Source organism: Candidatus Aenigmatarchaeota archaeon (genome assembly GCA_016932615.1).
Lineage (GTDB): Archaea > Aenigmatarchaeota > Aenigmatarchaeia > QMZS01 > QMZS01 > JAFGCN01.
This window is the reverse complement of the sequence record JAFGCN010000025.1, coordinates 13,025-32,211: the sequence shown is the minus strand read 5'-3', so window position 1 is coordinate 32,211 and position 19,187 is coordinate 13,025. Positions and strand designations below refer to the sequence as shown.

At 46.4% G+C, this 19,187-nt stretch carries 18 protein-coding genes, 1 tRNA gene and 1 rRNA gene; 9 read left to right on the top strand and 11 right to left on the bottom strand.

Annotated elements, in window-relative coordinates; all coding sequences use genetic code 11:
• Positions 1–22 precede the first annotated feature (22 nt).
• A complete protein-coding gene (locus tag JW727_05835; GenBank protein MBN2095543.1) occupies positions 23–409 on the top strand; it encodes a hypothetical protein in 387 nt (128 codons plus the stop codon).
• A gap of 86 nt (positions 410–495) precedes the next feature.
• Here the strand turns inward: JW727_05835 and rrf are convergent.
• The 5 genes from rrf to JW727_05810 all read right to left on the bottom strand — a co-directional run bounded on the left by rrf (position 496) and on the right by JW727_05810 (position 3,222).
• Positions 496–612, bottom strand: a 5S ribosomal RNA gene (gene rrf / locus JW727_05830).
• A 347-nt stretch (positions 613–959) separates the two neighbouring features.
• Positions 960–1,550, bottom strand: coding sequence for a hypothetical protein (locus JW727_05825; protein ID MBN2095542.1), 591 nt, complete (start codon positions 1,548–1,550; stop codon positions 960–962).
• 61 nt (positions 1,551–1,611) lie between these two features.
• Positions 1,612–1,911 carry a hypothetical protein gene (locus JW727_05820; GenBank protein MBN2095541.1) on the bottom strand — a complete coding sequence of 100 codons (300 nt, stop codon included), beginning with the start codon at positions 1,909–1,911 and terminating at the stop codon, positions 1,612–1,614.
• Between the two features lie 75 nt (positions 1,912–1,986).
• Complete coding sequence (locus tag JW727_05815) at positions 1,987–2,886, bottom strand: hypothetical protein (protein ID MBN2095540.1); 900 nt, start codon at positions 2,884–2,886, stop codon at positions 1,987–1,989.
• A 54-nt stretch (positions 2,887–2,940) separates the two neighbouring features.
• Positions 2,941–3,222 (bottom strand): hypothetical protein, encoded by a 282-nt coding sequence (locus JW727_05810; GenBank protein ID MBN2095539.1) that lies wholly within the window; start codon positions 3,220–3,222, stop codon positions 2,941–2,943.
• Between the two features lie 89 nt (positions 3,223–3,311).
• Between JW727_05810 and JW727_05805 the strand changes: the two genes are divergently transcribed.
• From JW727_05805 to JW727_05795, 3 genes are all read left to right on the top strand, one after another.
• On the top strand, positions 3,312–3,647 hold the full coding sequence (locus JW727_05805; protein ID MBN2095538.1) for a hypothetical protein: 336 nt from the start codon (positions 3,312–3,314) through the stop codon (positions 3,645–3,647).
• Positions 3,648–3,735: 88 nt separating this feature from the next.
• Complete coding sequence (locus tag JW727_05800; protein ID MBN2095537.1) at positions 3,736–7,782, top strand: PEGA domain-containing protein; 4,047 nt, start codon at positions 3,736–3,738, stop codon at positions 7,780–7,782.
• 55 nt (positions 7,783–7,837) lie between these two features.
• Positions 7,838–8,944 carry a DUF373 family protein gene (locus JW727_05795; GenBank protein MBN2095536.1) on the top strand — a complete coding sequence of 369 codons (1,107 nt, stop codon included), beginning with the start codon at positions 7,838–7,840 and terminating at the stop codon, positions 8,942–8,944.
• A gap of 431 nt (positions 8,945–9,375) precedes the next feature.
• Here JW727_05795 and JW727_05790 read toward each other — a convergent pair whose 3' ends face one another.
• Together JW727_05790 and JW727_05785 are read right to left on the bottom strand one after the other, a co-directional pair.
• Positions 9,376–9,720 (bottom strand): hypothetical protein, encoded by a 345-nt coding sequence (locus tag JW727_05790; protein ID MBN2095535.1) that lies wholly within the window; start codon positions 9,718–9,720, stop codon positions 9,376–9,378.
• A gap of 282 nt (positions 9,721–10,002) precedes the next feature.
• Positions 10,003–10,341 carry a winged helix DNA-binding protein gene (locus JW727_05785; GenBank protein ID MBN2095534.1) on the bottom strand — a complete coding sequence of 113 codons (339 nt, stop codon included), beginning with the start codon at positions 10,339–10,341 and terminating at the stop codon, positions 10,003–10,005.
• 1,050 nt (positions 10,342–11,391) lie between these two features.
• Between JW727_05785 and JW727_05780 the strand changes: the two genes are divergently transcribed.
• Positions 11,392–12,210, top strand: a complete 819-nt coding sequence (locus tag JW727_05780; GenBank protein MBN2095533.1) for a hypothetical protein — start codon at positions 11,392–11,394, stop codon at positions 12,208–12,210.
• Positions 12,211–12,279: 69 nt separating this feature from the next.
• On the opposite strand, the gene rplC is transcribed toward JW727_05780, so the two are convergent.
• Positions 12,280–13,212, bottom strand: a complete 933-nt coding sequence (rplC, locus tag JW727_05775) for a 50S ribosomal protein L3 (protein ID MBN2095532.1) — start codon at positions 13,210–13,212, stop codon at positions 12,280–12,282.
• Positions 13,213–13,233: 21 nt separating this feature from the next.
• Positions 13,234–13,722, bottom strand: coding sequence for a hypothetical protein (locus JW727_05770; protein ID MBN2095531.1), 489 nt, complete (start codon positions 13,720–13,722; stop codon positions 13,234–13,236).
• Between the two features lie 28 nt (positions 13,723–13,750).
• On the opposite strand from JW727_05770, the gene JW727_05765 reads away from it, so the two are divergent.
• Both JW727_05765 and JW727_05760 read left to right on the top strand, forming a co-directional pair.
• Positions 13,751–14,809 carry an AI-2E family transporter gene (locus JW727_05765; protein ID MBN2095530.1) on the top strand — a complete coding sequence of 353 codons (1,059 nt, stop codon included), beginning with the start codon at positions 13,751–13,753 and terminating at the stop codon, positions 14,807–14,809.
• A 47-nt stretch (positions 14,810–14,856) separates the two neighbouring features.
• A tRNA-Ala gene (locus JW727_05760) sits at positions 14,857–15,036 on the top strand.
• A 208-nt stretch (positions 15,037–15,244) separates the two neighbouring features.
• Here JW727_05760 and JW727_05755 read toward each other — a convergent pair.
• Positions 15,245–16,573 (bottom strand): FAD-dependent oxidoreductase, encoded by a 1,329-nt coding sequence (locus tag JW727_05755; GenBank protein MBN2095529.1) that lies wholly within the window; start codon positions 16,571–16,573, stop codon positions 15,245–15,247.
• A gap of 102 nt (positions 16,574–16,675) precedes the next feature.
• On the opposite strand from JW727_05755, the gene JW727_05750 reads away from it, so the two are divergent.
• Positions 16,676–17,842, top strand: a complete 1,167-nt coding sequence (locus JW727_05750) for a hypothetical protein (protein MBN2095528.1) — start codon at positions 16,676–16,678, stop codon at positions 17,840–17,842.
• Positions 17,843–17,911: 69 nt separating this feature from the next.
• On the opposite strand, the gene JW727_05745 is transcribed toward JW727_05750, so the two are convergent.
• Positions 17,912–18,397: a flavodoxin family protein gene (locus tag JW727_05745; GenBank protein MBN2095527.1), complete on the bottom strand. Its 486-nt coding sequence runs from the start codon at positions 18,395–18,397 to the stop codon at positions 17,912–17,914.
• Between the two features lie 26 nt (positions 18,398–18,423).
• Between JW727_05745 and pcn the strand changes: the two genes are divergently transcribed.
• Positions 18,424–19,182: a proliferating cell nuclear antigen (pcna) gene (gene pcn, locus JW727_05740; protein ID MBN2095526.1), complete on the top strand. Its 759-nt coding sequence runs from the start codon at positions 18,424–18,426 to the stop codon at positions 19,180–19,182.
• The last annotated feature ends 5 nt before the right edge of the window (positions 19,183–19,187 follow it).

Genomic DNA, 19,187 nt, shown 5'->3' with positions numbered 1-19,187 from the left:
TATTTTAATGCCAGCATAGATTATGGACCTCTTATCCATGCTAATTGGCCCCCTGATTGCTTCAGTTGTGGCTGCGCTGGTGATAATGATTTCAAGCGAAATAATAGAGCATAACCTCGAGCTCAAGCACGCGGTAATCCTGGCAGTAGCCGCAAACCTTGCGACGTCTTTTATCTCACCCTTTCTTGCGCCAATGGTTACAATGTACCTGCCGCTTCTTTCCATGAGAATTGCCGGCCAGCAGTTGGCTGCGCTCGTCCTGGGACTTCTCTTCTGGATAGTGCTTTCAGTCTTCATAATGTCCGATTCGCTTCTCATGGCCAAGATAAAAATCGCCTCATTTGGCTTTATTGTGACTACAATCGTCCTTATGGTGCTGCCCTACGTACTTTCTTTTGTCGGGCTTTGAAGGAATTTTGGGTGGCGCATATTTTCATATTTTTATTCAAGGGAGGGTCCCAATCAATCCGAATTTCAAGGAAATTTTTAATTGGTGGTTGGCGACAGCCTGAATTTTCCGCCTATTGAGCAGTACTCTTCGAGACCGACAGAGGACTTAACTTCTGTGTTCGGTATGGGAACAGGTGTACCCCCTCCGCTGTGGTCGTCAACCTAAATATAATTAGGAAATTATTAATTAAACAGAAGTCCTGGAGGGATAGAACAGTCATAAACTCCCTTCTGATTTGAGAGCCATTACCCTTCTTTCGACCTCGTCACAAAGACCAGAGGTTCGATTTGACCAAAACTCAGACTCTGAGCTACGTGGACCAACATGCAAAATACCTCCTTCGATATAAAAAGGTTGGCGCTCGTGACCATATCCTATAGTGAACGGTGTCTTTCCATAATTAAAGATCTCTGGAAAATAGTGATATCTCGTGGGAAGATTTTTGTCCAATAGTTCAAATCCAATTTCTCCCATTTACTACTTATATTTAAATATTCTTTAGTAGTATCTATGTCCACCGCTCATCCAAGATATTACTAGACGTCCTTTCAGCCAGTTTTTTCATATCCCTCCCAACCTCAAGCTTCATCCTCTCATAATCCATGCCAATAAGTGAACCCAGCACCTCAAGGCGGGCAAGAAGCTCCAGGCGCTGGTCGTGGCTCATATTATCGAAGTTTCCGTCTGGAATTTCGAAAAGCTGCTTAAGCTTTCCAGGCATGCTAAACTCAAGGGTGGGCTCAAGGAAGAAAGCCAGCACTAGAATTAGGAATCCGAGTGCGCAAAGGGCAACAAGGAAGAGCCATAAGGGAGTAAGCCAGCCGCCAAGGCCAATCTGCGGCATATAGGCATTCATCATGCTCAAAAGGGAGATGAAAGCAAAAGCCAGAGCCAGGTCTACCCTGCGGCTGTTAAAAAAGTGCAGGAGGTCATGAAGTTTCGAGTATTGTTCAAGCATTCTGCTCGCTTTTGCCTTATACTTTCGTTCTGCCTGCAGCTTTAGAACTGTAAGGCGGCTCAACTCTCCAGAAAGAATTTGGGTTCTCAAAGCGAGGTCAAGTTCCCTGAGTTCTTTGGACAACTGGGCATTCCAGGCCATAATTAAAACCCAACAAAATAGTTTCAAAACAGAAAGTCTAAGAACTCTGTCAAAGAGCTGTTTAAGAGTAGACCTTATTAGCTAGGGCTGGAGAGGTATTTAATGTATATACCTTTAGGGCCTCATAGGAGTTTCTAAAAACCGGCCCAAGCACTAGTCGCATCCCCTTTTCATAGGGTTCCATATAGCAAGGCCTTGCTTCACCCCCAGGCAAATCTAAAATAACCTGCGTATGTGAGTGAGAAAAATCGAACGGTCGTTCTTGAACCGGCAACTCGTTTGAACCATCCAAGTGCTCATATAATCTATCTAGATCCAAACCTCGACATCCAAGCAGTGCAGCAACGCTTCCTTTAGTCATAATTGAATAACCTAAAAGTATTTATACGCTACTTTTTCGGGACGATATTTGTCGAACAGAGGGCACTGTATCGGCTTAAAAATAACTATAATTTGACAAGTCAAATGGAAGGCTATTGCCGCCACCAAGCCCCTGGGTGGCCATTGCAAAGGTATATGCAAAGTCCCGGTAGGTATAAGGCAGGTTAAACATGCCTAGGCTCAATTCCTCAAGATGGGCATCATAAACGGCTTCTGAAACTGTCTTGCCGTCACGCTCCAGCTCAAAAACTTTTCCTCTATCGCTGCCGTTTTGCGTTGTGGGCTTATAACGGTTCCCCTTCCAGGGATAAATTTTTACCTGGCACATTTCCTCCGTTTCGGGGTCTATGATACACCATCCAGTTTCAGAGTCATAGAGAACATTGCCTTCCAGCACATTTCCATAGGTGTATATCTCCCTATCCTTGGGCGGGTTTGACCTTTTAACTCGGACTAAGATTAGCTCCTGCTTTCCAAGCTCTTGTTCAGACTGAAGGCGAAGCCAGTCATAGTACTTTCGTATCACATATTGAGGCTCTAATCTTTTAGGAGCGCAAATATCGCAGTCGCAAATATGGTTTGGATTAAAGTCATTCACAATATAAGTGCTACAGCACCCGCTCCGGCTAATAGTAATGTCTCTTGGAATGTAAGAATAATTAACCGTATCCTCAAGAACCGACCGATTATGTTTCCTAAGCTCTGGATCCTTGTGCCATAATCCTTCCAACCCATCCCTGTCCGGCCTGTGTGAATGGGTAACAAGGTCAACTTTTGAGCAAATTTTCAGTTTTTCTGAAAGTGGTGCCGGGTACGCGGGTGGATTCTGTCCCAGCCGGGGTGGTGGCGGAGGCGGTTTCTTCATGAAGATTGTGTCCAACATTCGGGTAACAAACCCGTCCTCAGAGCCAGATGTGCCTGGTTTCTTGGCAGATACTCTCTTGGATGGTCTCATAATCTCCACTCATAAAGCTTAAAAATTATAGAAAAACCCAAAAATCAATTGGAATTAGAACCTTGTAAGTCCCTTAAGAAGGGCTTCTCTCTCGTTTGTGTGCCCCTTGAACATGCTGTCAAGAATCCTCTCGATGTAGGCAACTCTCTGCTCAAGCTTGTCTACCATTCTCATCTGTTCGACGAGAGCGCACCAGACCTGCGCGATCTGGATGTTCTCAGCGCTTTTGTAGGCGCACCTGTGCTTTCGGGTTGCTTCCAAAAGAAGGTTCAATGACTGTTCTGCTTCTGCCGAAAGGTTTTCCTTCCAGTCTCCTCTATCTTTTCCGTTGTCCATAGTTTTCACCGTATAATAATGAACTGTATGGAATCTTTAAATACTTTACAATGGCGACTCTTTGAAGTAATAAATACCTATAATAATACATGGTGCGAAAAACAGCCACGAACTATTCCTTGGATGAGCTTCTTGAGCCGTTTCCAGGCCTCTTAAACTACCTGCTTTTTGGGGCTAAAGGCGATGTCACTGTTGTAGATCAGAACGTGGTTAATTATTGCATGACACCGGTGACGGAAGCAACAATTCTTGTGGGGAAAAATCCTTGCAGGGTTACTCACGAACTGGACTGCGGATGTTACCCCTCCTATACGTTTGAAGGTTTCATTCCTGGAGTGAGGGATAGAGTAGAGTTGGTAATTCCCAATGGACAGCCAAGCTATGCCAGCCACAGTCAACTAAAAAGATTTGTAACTATAAAGTAATTACTTTTATCTCCTGTATCATATAGTTTCCAGTACAGAAAAGTATATATATTTTAGATGTTATCATTACTGTATGGTTACAAAGAATATGGAAGCAAACAAAAAGTCGGTGGGGTTGATAATTCTTGGAATAGTGTGTTTGCTCTTTGCTTTTTGCCCAACCGAGGCTACCCAGTGGGCAAATCTTTATGTTCACGTTACTGACTGCGCAACAGGCGAGGCCCTGTCCGGCGCAAACGTCGTCGCTAACGGCGAGGTGTATAGGACTGCAACTACCAATTCAGCGGGAGTTGCTTATTTCCACGCTCTTGTTTTGGAGCCTGGTGGAACGGAAAGGTACGACATTACCGCTTCAAGAACAGGATACCACTCCAAAACGGTTACAACCTATGTTGCCTGCAGCCAGACACACCACATCTATATGTGCCTTGACAGATGTATTGTATGTGGGGTCGATGTCCGGGGCGTTGAGGCAAGAGACAACCAGATAACTGCCATTATCGAGAACACCGGAAACTCCCAGGAAACCATTACTGTAAACTTCTATGTCGGAAATACCAGAGTTGGCACTACTTCCACCACCATTAGCCCCGGGGCTACAGCTAATGTGTACCAGAACTATAACTTCCCATGCGGAAGCCATAATGTGAGGGTGGAGGCAATTGCCGACTGCGGCTCAAGGGACGAAGGAAGCACAACTTACCAGAAGCCATGCAACTGCCCTCTAAGCATAAGCGTAAGGGAGGACAATGATGGCCCTCTCAGCGCAAATGTCTATGTTGGCGGCCAGTATGAGGGCTATTCAAGCTGGCTGAGCACTACGGTAAATGTGGGAACCCACCTTGTTGAGGGAAGGCGTGATGGGTACGATTCCGATTCAGAGTCGGTCACCTGCCACTCCAACGAAAACCTCAATGTGGTGCTGAACCTTCGAAAGCAAATCACCTGCGATGTGGAAGTCTATAACGTAAGGGTTGACGGAAAAATCATAGGCGCTACAATAAAGAACCCTGGAAACAGCAAAGAGGCAATAACCGTGAATTTCTATGCGGGAAGCCAAAAGCTTGGCACAAAAACCCTGACCCTTGAATCGGGGGACTACAAGTATGTCGAGCTTGAGGCGCAGTTTCCTTGCGGAAAGCAGGTAATAAGGGTAGAAGCAATAGCAGACTGCGGGGCAAGGGACGAGGACTCCATAAACTATGAAAATGAGTGCGAGTGCACGCTCAACACAAATGTCTTCAGCGAGGACAAGCTGCCAATGTCAGCAAGCATATACCTTGATGGGACTTACGTAAAGTACGGAAGCTATTACACCACCAAAATCGGCTCTGGAAGCCACAGGGTGGAAGCAAAGTCCGGCCAGTACGACACTGACTACAAGGTTGTCGAGTGCTTCACTGACGAGACCATAAACGTTGACCTTATCCTGTCAAAGCAGAAGTGCGTAATTGAGGTAAGGGTAAAGGACAAGCAAGGCGTGCTTATTGAGGAGGCAATGGTCGAGCTTGACAATGAAAAGAAGCTTACCGGGCTTGACGGAGTTGCCCTTTATGAAGAGATTTCACCTGGAAAGCACAGGGTTTATGCAAAGAAGCAGGGCTACAAGGAAGATTCTGCCACTGTCGAGTGCGACAGGGGCGAGCACAAGGTAGTCGAGCTTTTCCTTACGCAGACTGAGGGAAACCTTAAGGTCCACGTCAGCGACTGCAAGACCGGAATTGCCATGGAAGGGGCAGAAGTCGATGTGATTAACGGCATCAACAAGCAGGGAACAACCAATGAGTACGGTTACGCTTACTTCTCGGGGCTTCCAAAGGGAAGCTACGAGGTTTCAGCAATAAACAACTGTTACAACCCAAAATACAAGAACAATGTGGCAGTTTACACAGACTACATGACAGTGGTCGAGCTTTGCCTTGAAAAGAAAGACGAGTGCAAGGAAGATGAAGACACCTGCGACCTTACCGTAAGGGTCCGGGATGAAGAGGACGGTGACGCCTTGGACGCAAACATCTACCTTGACGGGGACTTTGAAGACCAGGATAGCGACCTCACAATAACGCTTGACAACGGCTACCACACAGTGAAGGTCACAAAGAGCGGATACAACGGCCAGAGCAGGGGAGTCTACTGCAGCAATGGAAACGATATAACTGAGACCTTCCTTCTTAAGGAGGACGGCAATGGAGACGAAGAAGATTGCGAGGTAAAGGTCTATGTCGAGGATGAGGATGGAGACGAGCTTGAGGCAAAGATTTACCTGGATGGAGATTACGAGGGAACCTATGATTACAAGATCTTGTATGTCGATTACGGCTACCACACTATAAAGGCCACCAAGAGCGGCTACGACACCCAGACCGAAAGCATTTACTGCAGCAACGGAGAGGACATCAAGGAAACATTCGTTCTCGAAGAGGAGGACAATGGGGATGAAGACGAGTGCAGGGTAAAGGTCTATGTCGAGGATGAGGATGGAGACGAGCTTGATGCAAGAATCTACCTTGACGGCGACTATGAAGGAACTTACGATTACAAGGTCCTGTATGTCGATGAGGGAAAGCACACGGTAAAGGTGACTCAGAGCGGCTACAGGAGCGAGAGCAAAAGCGTATACTGCGACGACGGTGAAACCGAAACCCTGAACTTCGAGCTTGAGGAAGGAGAATCCGAGGGCGAGATGGTAGATATAACCGAGGTTGAAATGGTTCCCGAAAGGCCTGTGATAGGTGAGATGGTAAGAGGAAGCGTCACGCTTAAACTTCTTGAAAAAGAGGGCTCATACGAGATGGTTGACCTAAGGATAAGGGTGGACAGCACGCTCGAAAAGACTGCAACCGTCAGGTTCGACTACGAGGGAGAGGAAAAGGTCGTTGCCTTTTCATTTGACAGCGAAGACTACTCCCCCGGAAAGCACACTCTTGAAGTGGAGGCAACTGTAGACTCTGACCTTGCGACCAGTACAAAGGCCTTCTATATAGATGAAGAAGGAGAGCCATACGGACCTTCGCCTTACACTGACAAGCACTGCCTGAGGATAAAGGATATCTCGGTAAAGAACCTGCCTGTAAAGATAGGCGACTCTGCAAAGCTCAGCATCGTTGTTGAGAACTGCGGTGAATACTATGAGGATGGAGTGACGGTGAAAATCGAGAACTCTGATGTTATGTTTACAAACAGCTTTACCCTTCTTAAGGGAAGCCAGAGGACATTTGACCTCAACTACGAAGTAGAGGGCATAGAAGACCTCACAATAACCGCCTGGAACAAGAACTACGAGACCAGCGAGACTTTCCAGATAAAGCCGGAAAGCGGACACCTCGCAATCTACCTTGAAAAGCAGTACCGGCTCTACACAAGAGAGGACACAAAAATCGAGTTCAGGGTGAGAAACACCGGGAAAGTCACGGACACTTTCACGCTTGAAGTCTCCGAGAACATAAAGGACTGGGTGTATGACCTTCCTGAGACAGTCACGCTTGCTCCAAACGAGGAGGCAACTGTGCAGATGTTCGTAAACCCTGGCTCGACAACCGGAAAGTTCGACTTCGGCATCACCGCCACAACAAAGCTGTCTGAGAAGACCATGGTCTCAGAGCTAAGCATTTCTGACAGGTGGACATTTCCAACAGGCGCATTCTTTGCCGCTTTCTTTGGGGACTTCTCCTGGCTGGTATGGCTTGCACTGATACTTTTCATACTGCTCCTTCTGTACCTTTTGGCACTTCTTCTGGGATACCTTTGGAGAAAGTACAAGGAAAGAGAGAGCAAAAAGGAAAAGGCCGTAAGAAAGTCTGAAGAAGGTCTTGAATCCGGAAGTGCTGAAGAGGTTTCATCCAAGAAATCGGGAAAGGGTGCAAGTGAAGCCAAAAGCTTCAGGTACTCTGAAGAGGATGGCCTGAAAGTCACTCTTTCTGACAAGTCCGGAAAGGCGCCTGTCGGATACGAGTATGAGTCACAGCCAAAATCCACAAAATACTGGTGGCAGATGGACCACCCGGCTTACCACATGGAATTAGGAAAGGGCAAGGTGGAGGGAAATCTGGAAACAGAAACTGAATCTTCCAAGCAAAGAAAAAGGTTCTGGTGGGACAGGGATTGCGTAGAGTACTCTAGCAAAGACTGCCAATAAGCAAATCAAAGGCAAAAAATCCAGTCGGCCAATATATATCAATACAAATATGGTTATGAATAAAAAAACCAATCTGTCTAGAGGAACGGCTAAAAAATCTGAAAGCTATCCAAGATGCTCTGAAGGAGGAATACTCGTGCTTAATATTGACCGGGACAATGACCTGGGAGAGAAAACAGGAATCAGCGGTCCAGTTATCGGCAAAGAGGAAAACCTTGAAGCAGCGAAAAAGCTGGCCGTTGCAGATCCCGGGGAAAGTGATGCCAACTGCATATTCGGGGCGGTAAAAGAGTATGATGAGCTGCACCGTCAGGGCCACAAGGTTGTTATTGCAACAATTACCGGAGACCGGCGCGTGGGGACCACCTCAGACATGGTGTTGGGCGAGCAGCTCGAGGAAGTGATAATGAACTGCAAGCCGTCGAAAGTTGTATTCGTTTCTGACGGAGCTGAAGATGAGTTCATAATGCCGCTTGTCCAGTCTAGAGTGCCAATACTTTCAGTCAAGCGTATAATCGTCCGGCAAAGCGTAAAGCTCGAGAGCGATTATTACGTAATGCTTACTTTTTTCAAGGAACTGCTTGCTGAACCTCGCAACAAGAGAGTCCTGCTTGGTTTGCCTGCGCTGGTTCTGGTCACTTACGCCATTTACGGAAGCATCGCCTGGAGGTTTACAGTTGGCCTGACAGGGGTTTACCTCATAATCAAGGGCTTCCAGCTTGAGGACATGATGGAGGGTTTCGTAAGGGAACTCAAGGCAACCTTAGCCCAGGGTCGGCTATCATTCTTCCTCTACTCTCTTGCGGCGGTTTTTCTCATGGTGGGCGTCTTTCAGGGGTATAACACCTACAATAACCTCCTTCCGGGGACAGATTTACTGAAGTCTTCTGTTGCATTTGTTGATGCCGGGCTGGAATATTATTTATTCTCAGTTCTTTCGTTCCTAACTGCAAAACTCCTTATAGTCGGAGGAAGAGACAGAAAAATCTTCAAGTACCTGACCTATTACGCCCTGGCTTTCTCGACATATATCATGTTTGAAAATGCCTTTGCCTACATTACCGCTCAGGGAAACCTGATGCGGCTGGTAATTTCAGTCATAGCGAGCTTCATGATTCTCTCTGTCGCTTTCATTACAGAAAGAGTTGCCTTCTCAAAATAGCTGACCTCTTAGGAAGTGTTGCTTTTCCTTGAAGAAGTCTCACAATTTAGGGCTCCTTTCCAGATTCTTTCCTTTTTTGCTAACAACAGATTACTTCCACTTCCGAATATGCCTCTTTTCTCACTCTTGCTTAAATGCTTTTAGCACCAAAAACCCTTTAAAAGCCCACATTGAGCCAAAATTAACCGGCATTTATCACTGTTGCCCTGCCAGCACACACAATCCACACAATTCCAAAAACCATGTCCTCTCACACTCACAAAATATTGGGGTGTGGCATCATGACAAAAATTATTCAACTGTACTAGAATACATATATCTTAAGAATATACATTATTTATAGTGTCTGTTTGGATATATTTTTGATAAGATATTATGTGAACAATGTTACAAAAAACAACTATAAACCCACACACAATTATAACGCTGTTTTAACCCCTTTTTTTGACACTAAATTGTGCCCGATACCATACCGCCAGACGCTCTAAAGACAGGGAAAACTTAGAGGAAATTCTCATGGGCGCGTACTTTCCTTCCTTGTCCAGAATACCAAGCCGCTGGAGCTTATTTGCCGCATCGTAGGCCGTTCCCCGGGGAAGATTGTTTTTCTCGACAATCTCACTGATGGTCTTTTGCTCCTCAAGAAGCTCTCTCAGGATTATCTGGGCGGCCTCCCGCATCTTCGCCTGGGATCCCGGAAAGATAACCGAAACAAAATCAGATATGCTGAATTCCCCAAGGTTGATTTTCTCGCTGTGGTAAGGCGTGACTTCCATAATTTACTATATGCCGACAATACATATATATAGCCCTGTTTTTTGAATGAATTCTGTCGGCAATTAGCAGACGTTTATATATCCCTAGTAAATAAGGGGGATTATGGACGAACAAGAGTCCAAAATAGCAAGGGGGAGGTATTTTGTCGGTTAATAATGGACAATATGCGGTTTAAAGTGGCTTTAATGATAAATTCAAAAAACTCAAGAATTTCTCGAAAGTCAAATGCTGACCGCCCAAAGTCTGAAACTTTGCTAAGAAAATCGGTTGGATGGTGGCTTCTACTCGGCCTTTGCAGGTGTTTTTGGTGCCCTTTCAGGCGCGTGCTCCTGAATCTTTGAAAGGCGCCTGACCACGCTTTCGAGGTCCAAAGCAAGGTCCTTTCCTGTCTCTGTAAGCTCTACATACTTTACCCTTTTGACCTTAGTGAACTTAACCAGGTCAAGCTCCTGAAGCTTATCCAAAAGCCGGATAATGTGCGAATAAGTGCAGTCAATCTCCTTTGAAATCCTGTTTACATACTTTGGCTTCTTGTCTGCTGCCTTAAGAGAAAGCATCAATTTTGCTGGCTTCTCTCTAAGGAACAATGCTAGTGCCGTATCTTCTTTTTCGCTCCACATAATATGATATGGTATATATATAAATATTTATAGTTTGCAAGAATATAAATATCATACGAGTGTAAGACATGTGAGAGTTTATAGCTGAGCCAAATCCGGGTGTAATCGATAGGATGTTTTCTATAAATATCTAAGAAACAACATAAACTAAGAAATACTTTTTTTAGGATATTTACCATAAAACATATTGCTCAAGACATATATTTTTGAAAAATACGAAGACACACAAAATGTGAGAGTTGGGTTTTCACACATTGGAATGTTACTTGGAGTGAGTGAGACTGCGGGGGTAAAGGAAATAGATGAGAAGGGGTCGGGGTAGTTGCTGCAAGGGGCCAAAGTGGTCGGAAACCAGACATTTGCCGTAAAAGGGTGGATTGGTGCAATAATTGCTTGAGAGGTATCATTATGTCACTGAGATACCATATAACCGGTGTGCCCCACGGCAAAGAGGATTTTGTGAGCTATTGCCAAGATAATGAAGTAACTAAGGCAGAGGCAAGGATATATACCTTCACGCAACCTGTCCTTGGCAGCCGCCCGCCTTTTTTCACGCCCCGTAGCCTGCTCGAGAGTAAAGATATATCTGCCTTACTGGAATCGTAGCGGACTACGAACAGGCCTGTATAAATATCTCGGAATATGCTGCCATAGGACTCAACAAGAGAGGTAAGAGTATTCTACCGACAATATTGAGAACAGAATGCAGCGCCATCCGAGATGCCATTTCTGCAGCAAGATACTTGGATGGCAATGGAATACATGCAACGGTTGGAATTATGACTCCATTGCGTGGTAGCAAGAGCCCAAAAATCAGGAGGGGGCTGGAAATAGAAACTGCAGCAGATTTTCTCAAAAAACACAAAGAAAAAATTCCAAAAGCACAAAGTCGGGCAGGAAATAATGCCTCGAGAATTATGCTACATCTGCCCCTTGGCGGAATACATAAACTGTACCCTGAAGTACGCTAAACACTTCGACCCAGAATTTTAATTCAATGGGATTCTGGGTTATAATCACCACCTTCTTTTTTATACCCGACTATATATTATGAAGCCAAAAAAGAGATTTTCTGCGAAACCAAAGATCGACCTGGCCAACTCATTTGGAATTGCGATGGTGGCTTTGATAGGAATACTCGCCGTAACGATGGCCTTTGGCTATCTTAAGGAGCCAAAATCGATATCCAACGGCGAGCTTTCAGCCATAAACAATTTCGATGAATGTGTTGCTGCAGGATACACCCTGCTTGAAAGCTTTCCACAGAGAGAGTGCCGGACGCCCGATGGAAGAATATTCGTTGAAGGCACGATGCCTGCTCCCCCGCCAATTGAAGACCCTTACCTAAACCAAGAAACCTGCGAGGTGTGGGGCGGAAACTGGAATGAGTGCGGAAGCAGGTGCCTACTTGAAACTCAGGGAAGGGAAGATATAGAATGTGCGCTTGCCTGTGAAGCCCTCTGCGAGTGCGGCGGAATTGCCGGATTTACCTGCCCCGACGGTTACACATGCGTAAGGCCAGAGGAGATTCAGGAAGCGCTTGGCTACTGCGTTCGCTCAAACCTTGCGCTTCCGGAAGAAACCCCAATTACTGAGAGTGTTGCTGAAACACCTGTAAGCCAGGTCCAGACGCCTGAAGAAGCAATAGAAGCTGCCAAAAACACAATCTGCTCCATGAATGGAATATTGACTGGCGAGGTGACTTATGATGAATTCACACACAGCTGGTGGATTGACCTTGAGCCATACGAGCCATTTGAGGGCTGCAACCCCGCCTGCGTGATTGATGAGTTTACGCTGAACGCAGAAGTCAACTGGAGATGCCTGGAAGCGGCGCCTGCCGAAGAAGTTGGGGAAAACGAAATCTGATTTTACTAATTTTGGAGTTTTTATCTAAATGCTTGTTATAGCAGACTTAGGATATCTGAAGGAATAAAATTACTTCAAAATCTCGGCAACTGCAAGTGGCGCCTTGTTTGGCTTTGCCTGCTTTCTAAGCACCACCAGCCGGTTCTTGTGCCCTGGAACTGAGCCGTCTACCAGAAGGTAGCTGCCCTTTACAATCCCATAACCGGTAAAGCCCGCCATGGGATTGACTTCCTCGGGCTTATCTGAAATTTTCAAAATAAGCTTGTTTATCTCGGTCCTCTTTCCAAATCCAAGCTGTCCTGCCCGGGGAACCGTTCTCAGAACCTTCCTGGGTGTTGTCGGACCCATAGTACCAATCCTCCTTCGGCCCTTCTTGGAGTGGTGGTTTCTTCTCTTTACCCCAAACCTCTTAACAGGGCCGGCAGTCCCCTTTCCGGTAGTTATTGCAGTAACATTTATAAAGTCGCCTTCCGCAAAGGCCTCGCCAATCTTAAGCTCCTTACCAAGCGCTGCTTTTGCTTTTTCCAAATCAAAATCTGTTCCAACCTCAAATATTTCCGGAGTTTTCTTGAGCCCAATTTTCCTTGGAAACATCGAGACCTGTAGCCGGATTTCATCATAAGATTCGGGCACTTTCCCGCCATCTTCCTTCTTGTAGCTAAATTGCCTCTTAAGGTCCTTTTTAAGCTCCTTTGGAAGGGCTTTGACATCAAAAAGGGTGCCTACCTTTCGCTTGCCCCTGACGCCTTTTCGGTAGAATGTAATTGCAATTGGGTAAACCGGTGGTATCTCAAGAACCGTTGCCGGCTTTACGATGTCTTTTCCATAATTTACGTTCTTTCGGGTTTCATTGGCCGAATACTGCACCATTCCTACCTTGTAGGCGGCAAAGCCCTGAAGGCCGGACCCGGACCAGGTTGAAATTCGGGGGTAAATCCTTCTGGCTCTTACTCTTGGCCAAAATTGCGTCGAACCCCTCCTCGGTCCATGTGGTGCTCCCATTTTATTAACTCGCACTTAACTTTAAAAAGAAGCATTTAGCCCTCTTGGAAAGTAAGATAGCCCTACCTCCCTATCCGCTTCGAATGCGGGGCAGGTAAGTATCTCCAGCACCAGTGAATTTTGGTAAGGCCTGTACGTTCTGATCGTATCTTCAGGCAGTTTTAGTGCTTTTCCGGGGTAGAGCCACAGGGTTTGGAGGTTCCACGGGTCTTCAAGAGGAGACATTTTTATCCTCCCAAGGCCATTTTTAACATGGACATAATCAGTTTGGCCGCCAATGTCAAAATGCGATTCAGTAGGTCCGTCCAATATAACGCCATAGTACGAAACCCCCCACAACTGCGACTGTTCCGGAGGCATAAACTCTCTGAGGGCGAGGGTATCTGAAAGGATAATCCATTCACCTCCAATAGGGGTCAAGCCCTTAAGATGCCAGTCTGGCACTATGGAACCAAGCCCAAGCCGGGCCTTTTCGGCATCAAAATCAATCCTTTCATAGCAGGAAACCATACTTTAAGTAACCTAAATTATACTCATTATGGATGAAGAAATTCGCCTCAAGCGAACTCTTGCTTCAGTACTTATCGTCTCCCTTATTGGCATCCTTATCTATGCCATGCTTCCTTATATGGCCGGCGTTTTTGGCGCGCTTATAATGTATGTTATATTTCGCCCGGTCTACAGGCGGATCAGCGGAAAGCATCGTTTGCCCCAGGTGATTGCCGGGATAATTGTCATAATCCTTTCGCTTGCCGTAGTGCTGCTTCCCTCCATTTTTTTGGTCAGCACCGCATATTCCCAGATAAATCAGGTTCTCTCAAACAGCGGTTTTGTTGGGGAAGCCATTACAACCATAGATACCCTGGCCCCAGACCTTGAAATTGAGGACAACCTTCGCCAGGAAGTCAAAAATATAAAGTCGGCCCTGGGCGGAATAATCTTCAAGACCGCAAACAGTATGGCAAACATAGTAATAAACATCACCCTGATGTATTTCCTTCTCTATTACCTTCTTACTTCAGAAGACAGCTTCAGAAGAAAATTTTATTCATTAAGCCCATTCAACAAGCGCCACACAAACGAGCTGATAGTGGAATTTGAAAAAGTGACCAACACAACCATTGTAGTCTCAGGAATAATTGCAATCTTCCAGGGCGCCCTAATCTGGCTTTGTTTCTGGTACTTCGGTCTTCCAGGCGCCCTCTTCTGGGGATTTTTGGGGGCGATATTCTCATTCCTTCCCCTTCTTGGTCCCCACCTGATATGGCTTCCGGTTTTGATAATAAAAGCCCTTCAGGGAGATTACCTGGTGGCGGGGGTATTCTTTATAGTTGGAATCGTAATGACCATTTCCGACAGCGTAATCAGGCCGCCTCTTCAGCAGCAGATGGGCAATATCCACCCAGTGGTTTCCCTTATAGGCGTCCTTGCTGGAATTCCGGTATTCGGTCTCATGGGCGTCGTAATCGGGCCGCTGCTTCTTTCATACATCCTTTTGATGTTCAGGATGTACCGCCAGGAGTACCTTAAAGAGCCGGAAAGCGAGGGGGATTTAAACCACCTGCCACACAAAGAGGAGCACACCGAAAAAGGATAATTGGGCTAAAAATAACTCACATATTAGCTTTATTTTATCTATGTTATGGGCGAGTAGTTCAGCCCGGTAGAATACCCCCTTGGCATGGGGGAGGCCGTGGGTGAAGCTTTTCTTTGCAAAAGAAAAGCTCCAGGACCAAAAGAAAGCAGTTTCCTGCTTCGCAGGATTCTACTTTGAATTTTGGCTAGGATGAAAGGCTTCCACGACTTCAAATCCCACCTCGTCCATAATTTTTAAATTGTGTTTTGGAATAACCTCTCAAACCTGAAACTACAAAGCAGTTTTAGGCCTTGTTCGAGCGACAGCGAAGAACACAGGTCTCACCCCGCCCATAAACTTCAATTTCAGAAAGTGAGGTTCAAGCTGGAAGCTTCGCAGAAGATTTGGGCACTCATTTCTGCGGAAATGGCGCAAGCTCCTTTCAAAAATTTTCTTTCATTTTTCAGGCAGAATCTGCCTTTTCTTCTCGCAAAGTTGGGCACAGACTTCGACAGGGTCATGGATAGGAGAAAGGCAGGGATTATAGGCAAATTCTGACCGGGAAAGCTCTTTTAGGCCTATCTTTTGAGAAATAGCAAGCGAAAGCTGATTAATTCTTCCCAACACCTCCTCGCAGCCTGCAACTTGCGCGCCGATAAGTTTGCCTTCAGCATCCGCCACCAGAGTTATTGTAATGGGTTTTCCTCCTGGATAATACTCTGCCCTTGATGAGCCCCCAAAAGTTGCAGAAACCGCCCTTATGCCTTCCGCTTTTGCCCGGCCCTCTGTCAAGCCCGTCGAGCCAAGAGCAAGCTCCCCCAACTTCGAAACACTGGCATTGAGCACGCTGCCAAAACGTTCATCGCCGCCCAGCAGGTTTTCCGCGACAGCTGCCGCCTGCCTCACAGCAGTGCTTCCGAGCTGGCTCATTATTTGCTTTCCAGTCACAAAGCTTTTGCACTCCACGCAGTCTCCACAGGCAAAAATATTTTCATCGGTTGTCTGCATATTCTCATTTACTTTTATGCCGCTTCCAACTTCAAGCCCGCATTCCCTTGCAAGTGTTATGTTTGCGCAAGCACCCCCCGAAACAACCAGGAAGTCGAAATCTATAGTCTTGTCTCCGGCAACGGCCTTTCCCTCTGAAATTTCTCCAATCGCACATCCCGTAAGAACAGTAATGCCCCTTTCCCTAAGCTTCTCCTCCACTTTCCGCCCAATCTGCCGGTCAAAAGAGTTGGCAAGAACCCGCTCTCCGGCCTCTGCAAGGCTCACGTTAACCCCTGCTTCATTCAGGGCATATGCAAGTTCCGTCCCCACATAGCCCGCCCCGATTATCAGGGCTTTTTTGCCTGGCAAAATCTCGGACTTAATGCCTTGGGCGTCTTCCACCGTCTTAAGCGTATGGTATTTAAGTCCGGAAAGACCGTTTATCTGAGGCACTCTTGAAATGCTCCCTGTAGCTATCACAAGCAGGTCGTAGAAAATTTCCTTCATTTCGCTTCCGAAACGGTAAATTGCCTTTTTGGATTTTCGGTCGATTTTCTCGACTTTTGCGCCGAGAATAAGAATAATGCCATTTGTTTTGTAATCTCTCTCTTCAAACACAAATGCGCTATCAAAATGGGAAATTTCGCCCGAAATCACATATGGCAGCGAACATGGAGAGTAAAGTGTGTTTTTGCCACCCTCAAGCACAAGTATCTCGCATTCCTTATCCTTCTTTCTTAGCTGAAATGCGGTCTCGGTGCCTGCGGTCCCTCCGCCAATTATCACCACCCGCATAATCATTAGAAGCTCATATAAATACGCACAGTGCCAAGCTCTCCGAAAATCCATCAGGAATACAAAAGCTAAAGCATATATCTAGCAAAAACAAGATAGTTAATGGATGCTAAAGCCACTGTTTTAGTAGGCATAATGATTTTCATAGTGGCGATAAGCGGATGCACAACTCCAACTGAAACCGAAAGCCCTGAGCAGGGATGCCTCTCTTCGGGAGGAACCGTAGCGACTCAGATGTGCTGCAAGTCGGCAAGCGACTTTCCAAATACCTGCCTCATAGGCGCCTGCGGCTGCTCACCTGAAAACAGCAAAGAAGTAAAGGTTTGCGACTGCGGAGAGGGAAAGTGCTTTAATGGAAGCCAGTGTGTTGGCCTTTCCAGCCCGGGAATATCCAGCTTCGAGGAATGTGTTGCTGCCGGATACCCCGTACTGGAAAGCTACCCTCGGCAATGCAGGACTCCTGATGGACAGGTATTTGTGGAGGAAATTGAGGACCCGTTGAAAGCTGCCTGCATTGAAGCGGGCGGAAACTGGAATGAGTGCGGAAGCAGGTGCGCAATTGACAACCAGGGAAAAGAGGGTATTGCCTGCCCAATGATGTGTGAAGCCCTCTGCGAGTGCGGCGGAATTGCCGGATTTACCTGCCCTGCAGGATACTCCTGCAAGATGCCGGAAGGAATAGCTGACGCCCTCGGATACTGCGAGCCGGAAATAATCGGCGGGCAAAGGGATGAGTATGGCTGCCTGACACCTGCGGGATACTCTTGGGACTCTGAAGTTGGCGCATGCATAAGGGCTTGGGAGCTTGATGAAGGCCAGAAAAAAGCCGCAAAGATTGCAGTTGCCCCTTACAGCTTCGGAGTAACCGTGACCCAAGTGGAACCTTACAACTGCGAAGGGTGTTTCCTGATAAAGCTTGAAAGAAACGACAACCAGGAAAGGATTGAGGTAGAGCTTGGCAACTGGTCAATAAATCCTGCAAGCGAGATGCCCTCCTTTGAAGACGAGCTTATAGAAACTCAGGCCTGCCCCACGAACACCACAGAAAGCCAGATGGCATTAAAAGAAGCCCTGGAAATCGCACAGGGCAGCGAATGCTCTGAAAAGGGAACTCTGACAGACAGGCACTTCTGCAATTCTGTGACCGGAACCTGGTGGATTGACCTTGAGCCATACGAGCCAATTGAAGGCTGCAACCCCGCCTGCGTGATATTCACTGAAAACAAAAGCGCGGAAATCAACTGGAGGTGCACTGGAGCTTTGCCATAAGCTGTTTTTGATTCATTTTTCAGTTATTCAATCTTTGCTAAGCGTGACTGCTATACAAGCCGCTTAACTCTAAAGCCGCTTTTTTGAAAGCTTTGTCGCCAGCCCTTCGGCAAACTCGCCTGCTGCTGCCAGGTCTTTTTCGTCAGGGTGGCCCTTATTCATGCCGCCAATCAGCTTAAAGGGCCCCCAATGGTTAAAGCCCTTGCATGCAAACTCACCCACAATTCGAAAGCCCTTTTCTTCCAGCTTTTTCCTCAGCGCGCCGTGGTGCTTCTCGATAGAGCTTTCGCCCCAAGTGCTTGTTGAAAATATAAAGGCGCGCTTTCCCTTGAGCTTTGGGAGATTTTCTACGAACTTAAAAAGCCCTTTGCCGTGCCGCCCCGCATAAATCCCTGAGCCAAAGCCGACGAGGGCATAATCGCCAATAGGTGCCAACTCTCCTGGCTTATCGGCACTAACTGCCTTTGCCTTAAGGGCTTTACCAATCTTTTCAGCCAATTTTTGTGTATTCCCCTGGTGAATGGATTCGTATACGATAAGTATCTTTTCGGGCATAATTATATTTATAGCACACTACTATTATGTTTAAGGCAGTATTGGAGGATGTTTCGCTTCTAAGAGAAAGCTTCAACGCAATATCTGAAATAGTCGATGAGGGCATGTTCAAATTCAGGAAAGATGGGATAAGCTTAATCACTCCGGACAGGGCGGTTATAGCAATTGTTGATTTCCTTATACTTCCAACCGCCTTCGAAAGCTACAAGTGCGACAAGGAAACGGAGGCCGGGCTTAACATTGCAAAACTGGTGCAGTTCATAAGGAAGGCGAAGCCGGAAGATAAATTGGTTCTTTCGATGGACGAGGATGAAGACCGCTTCGAGCTGACTTTGGAGGGAAAAACCACCCGAAAGTTCGCCCTTCCAATAGTTTCCGTCATGCAGCAGGAGGTTAAGGACATCAGCAAATTCGACTTCAAGAACAAAAATTGCCTCGAAATCGACCCTAACGTCATAAAGGAGGGAATCGAAAACGGCGCGCTAATTTCAGACTCGGCGGTGTTAAGACTGAACAAGGAGTCATTTGTGATAAGGTCTGATGGGGACTCAAGCTACACGCAGATAAAGATTGATGCAGGAAACCCTCAGCTTTACACTATAAACAGCGAAGAAGAGATTGTTGCAAGGTATTCAATAGAGTACTTCAGCAAGATGCTAAAGGCAATCAAGCTTTCGGACACGGTAAAGCTCGAGTTCAGCAAGGACTTCCCGCTTCACATGGAGTTTTCGATTAAAGACAAAATTCGGCTGGGGTTTATCCTTGCTCCAAGGATTGAAGAGTAGTGAAT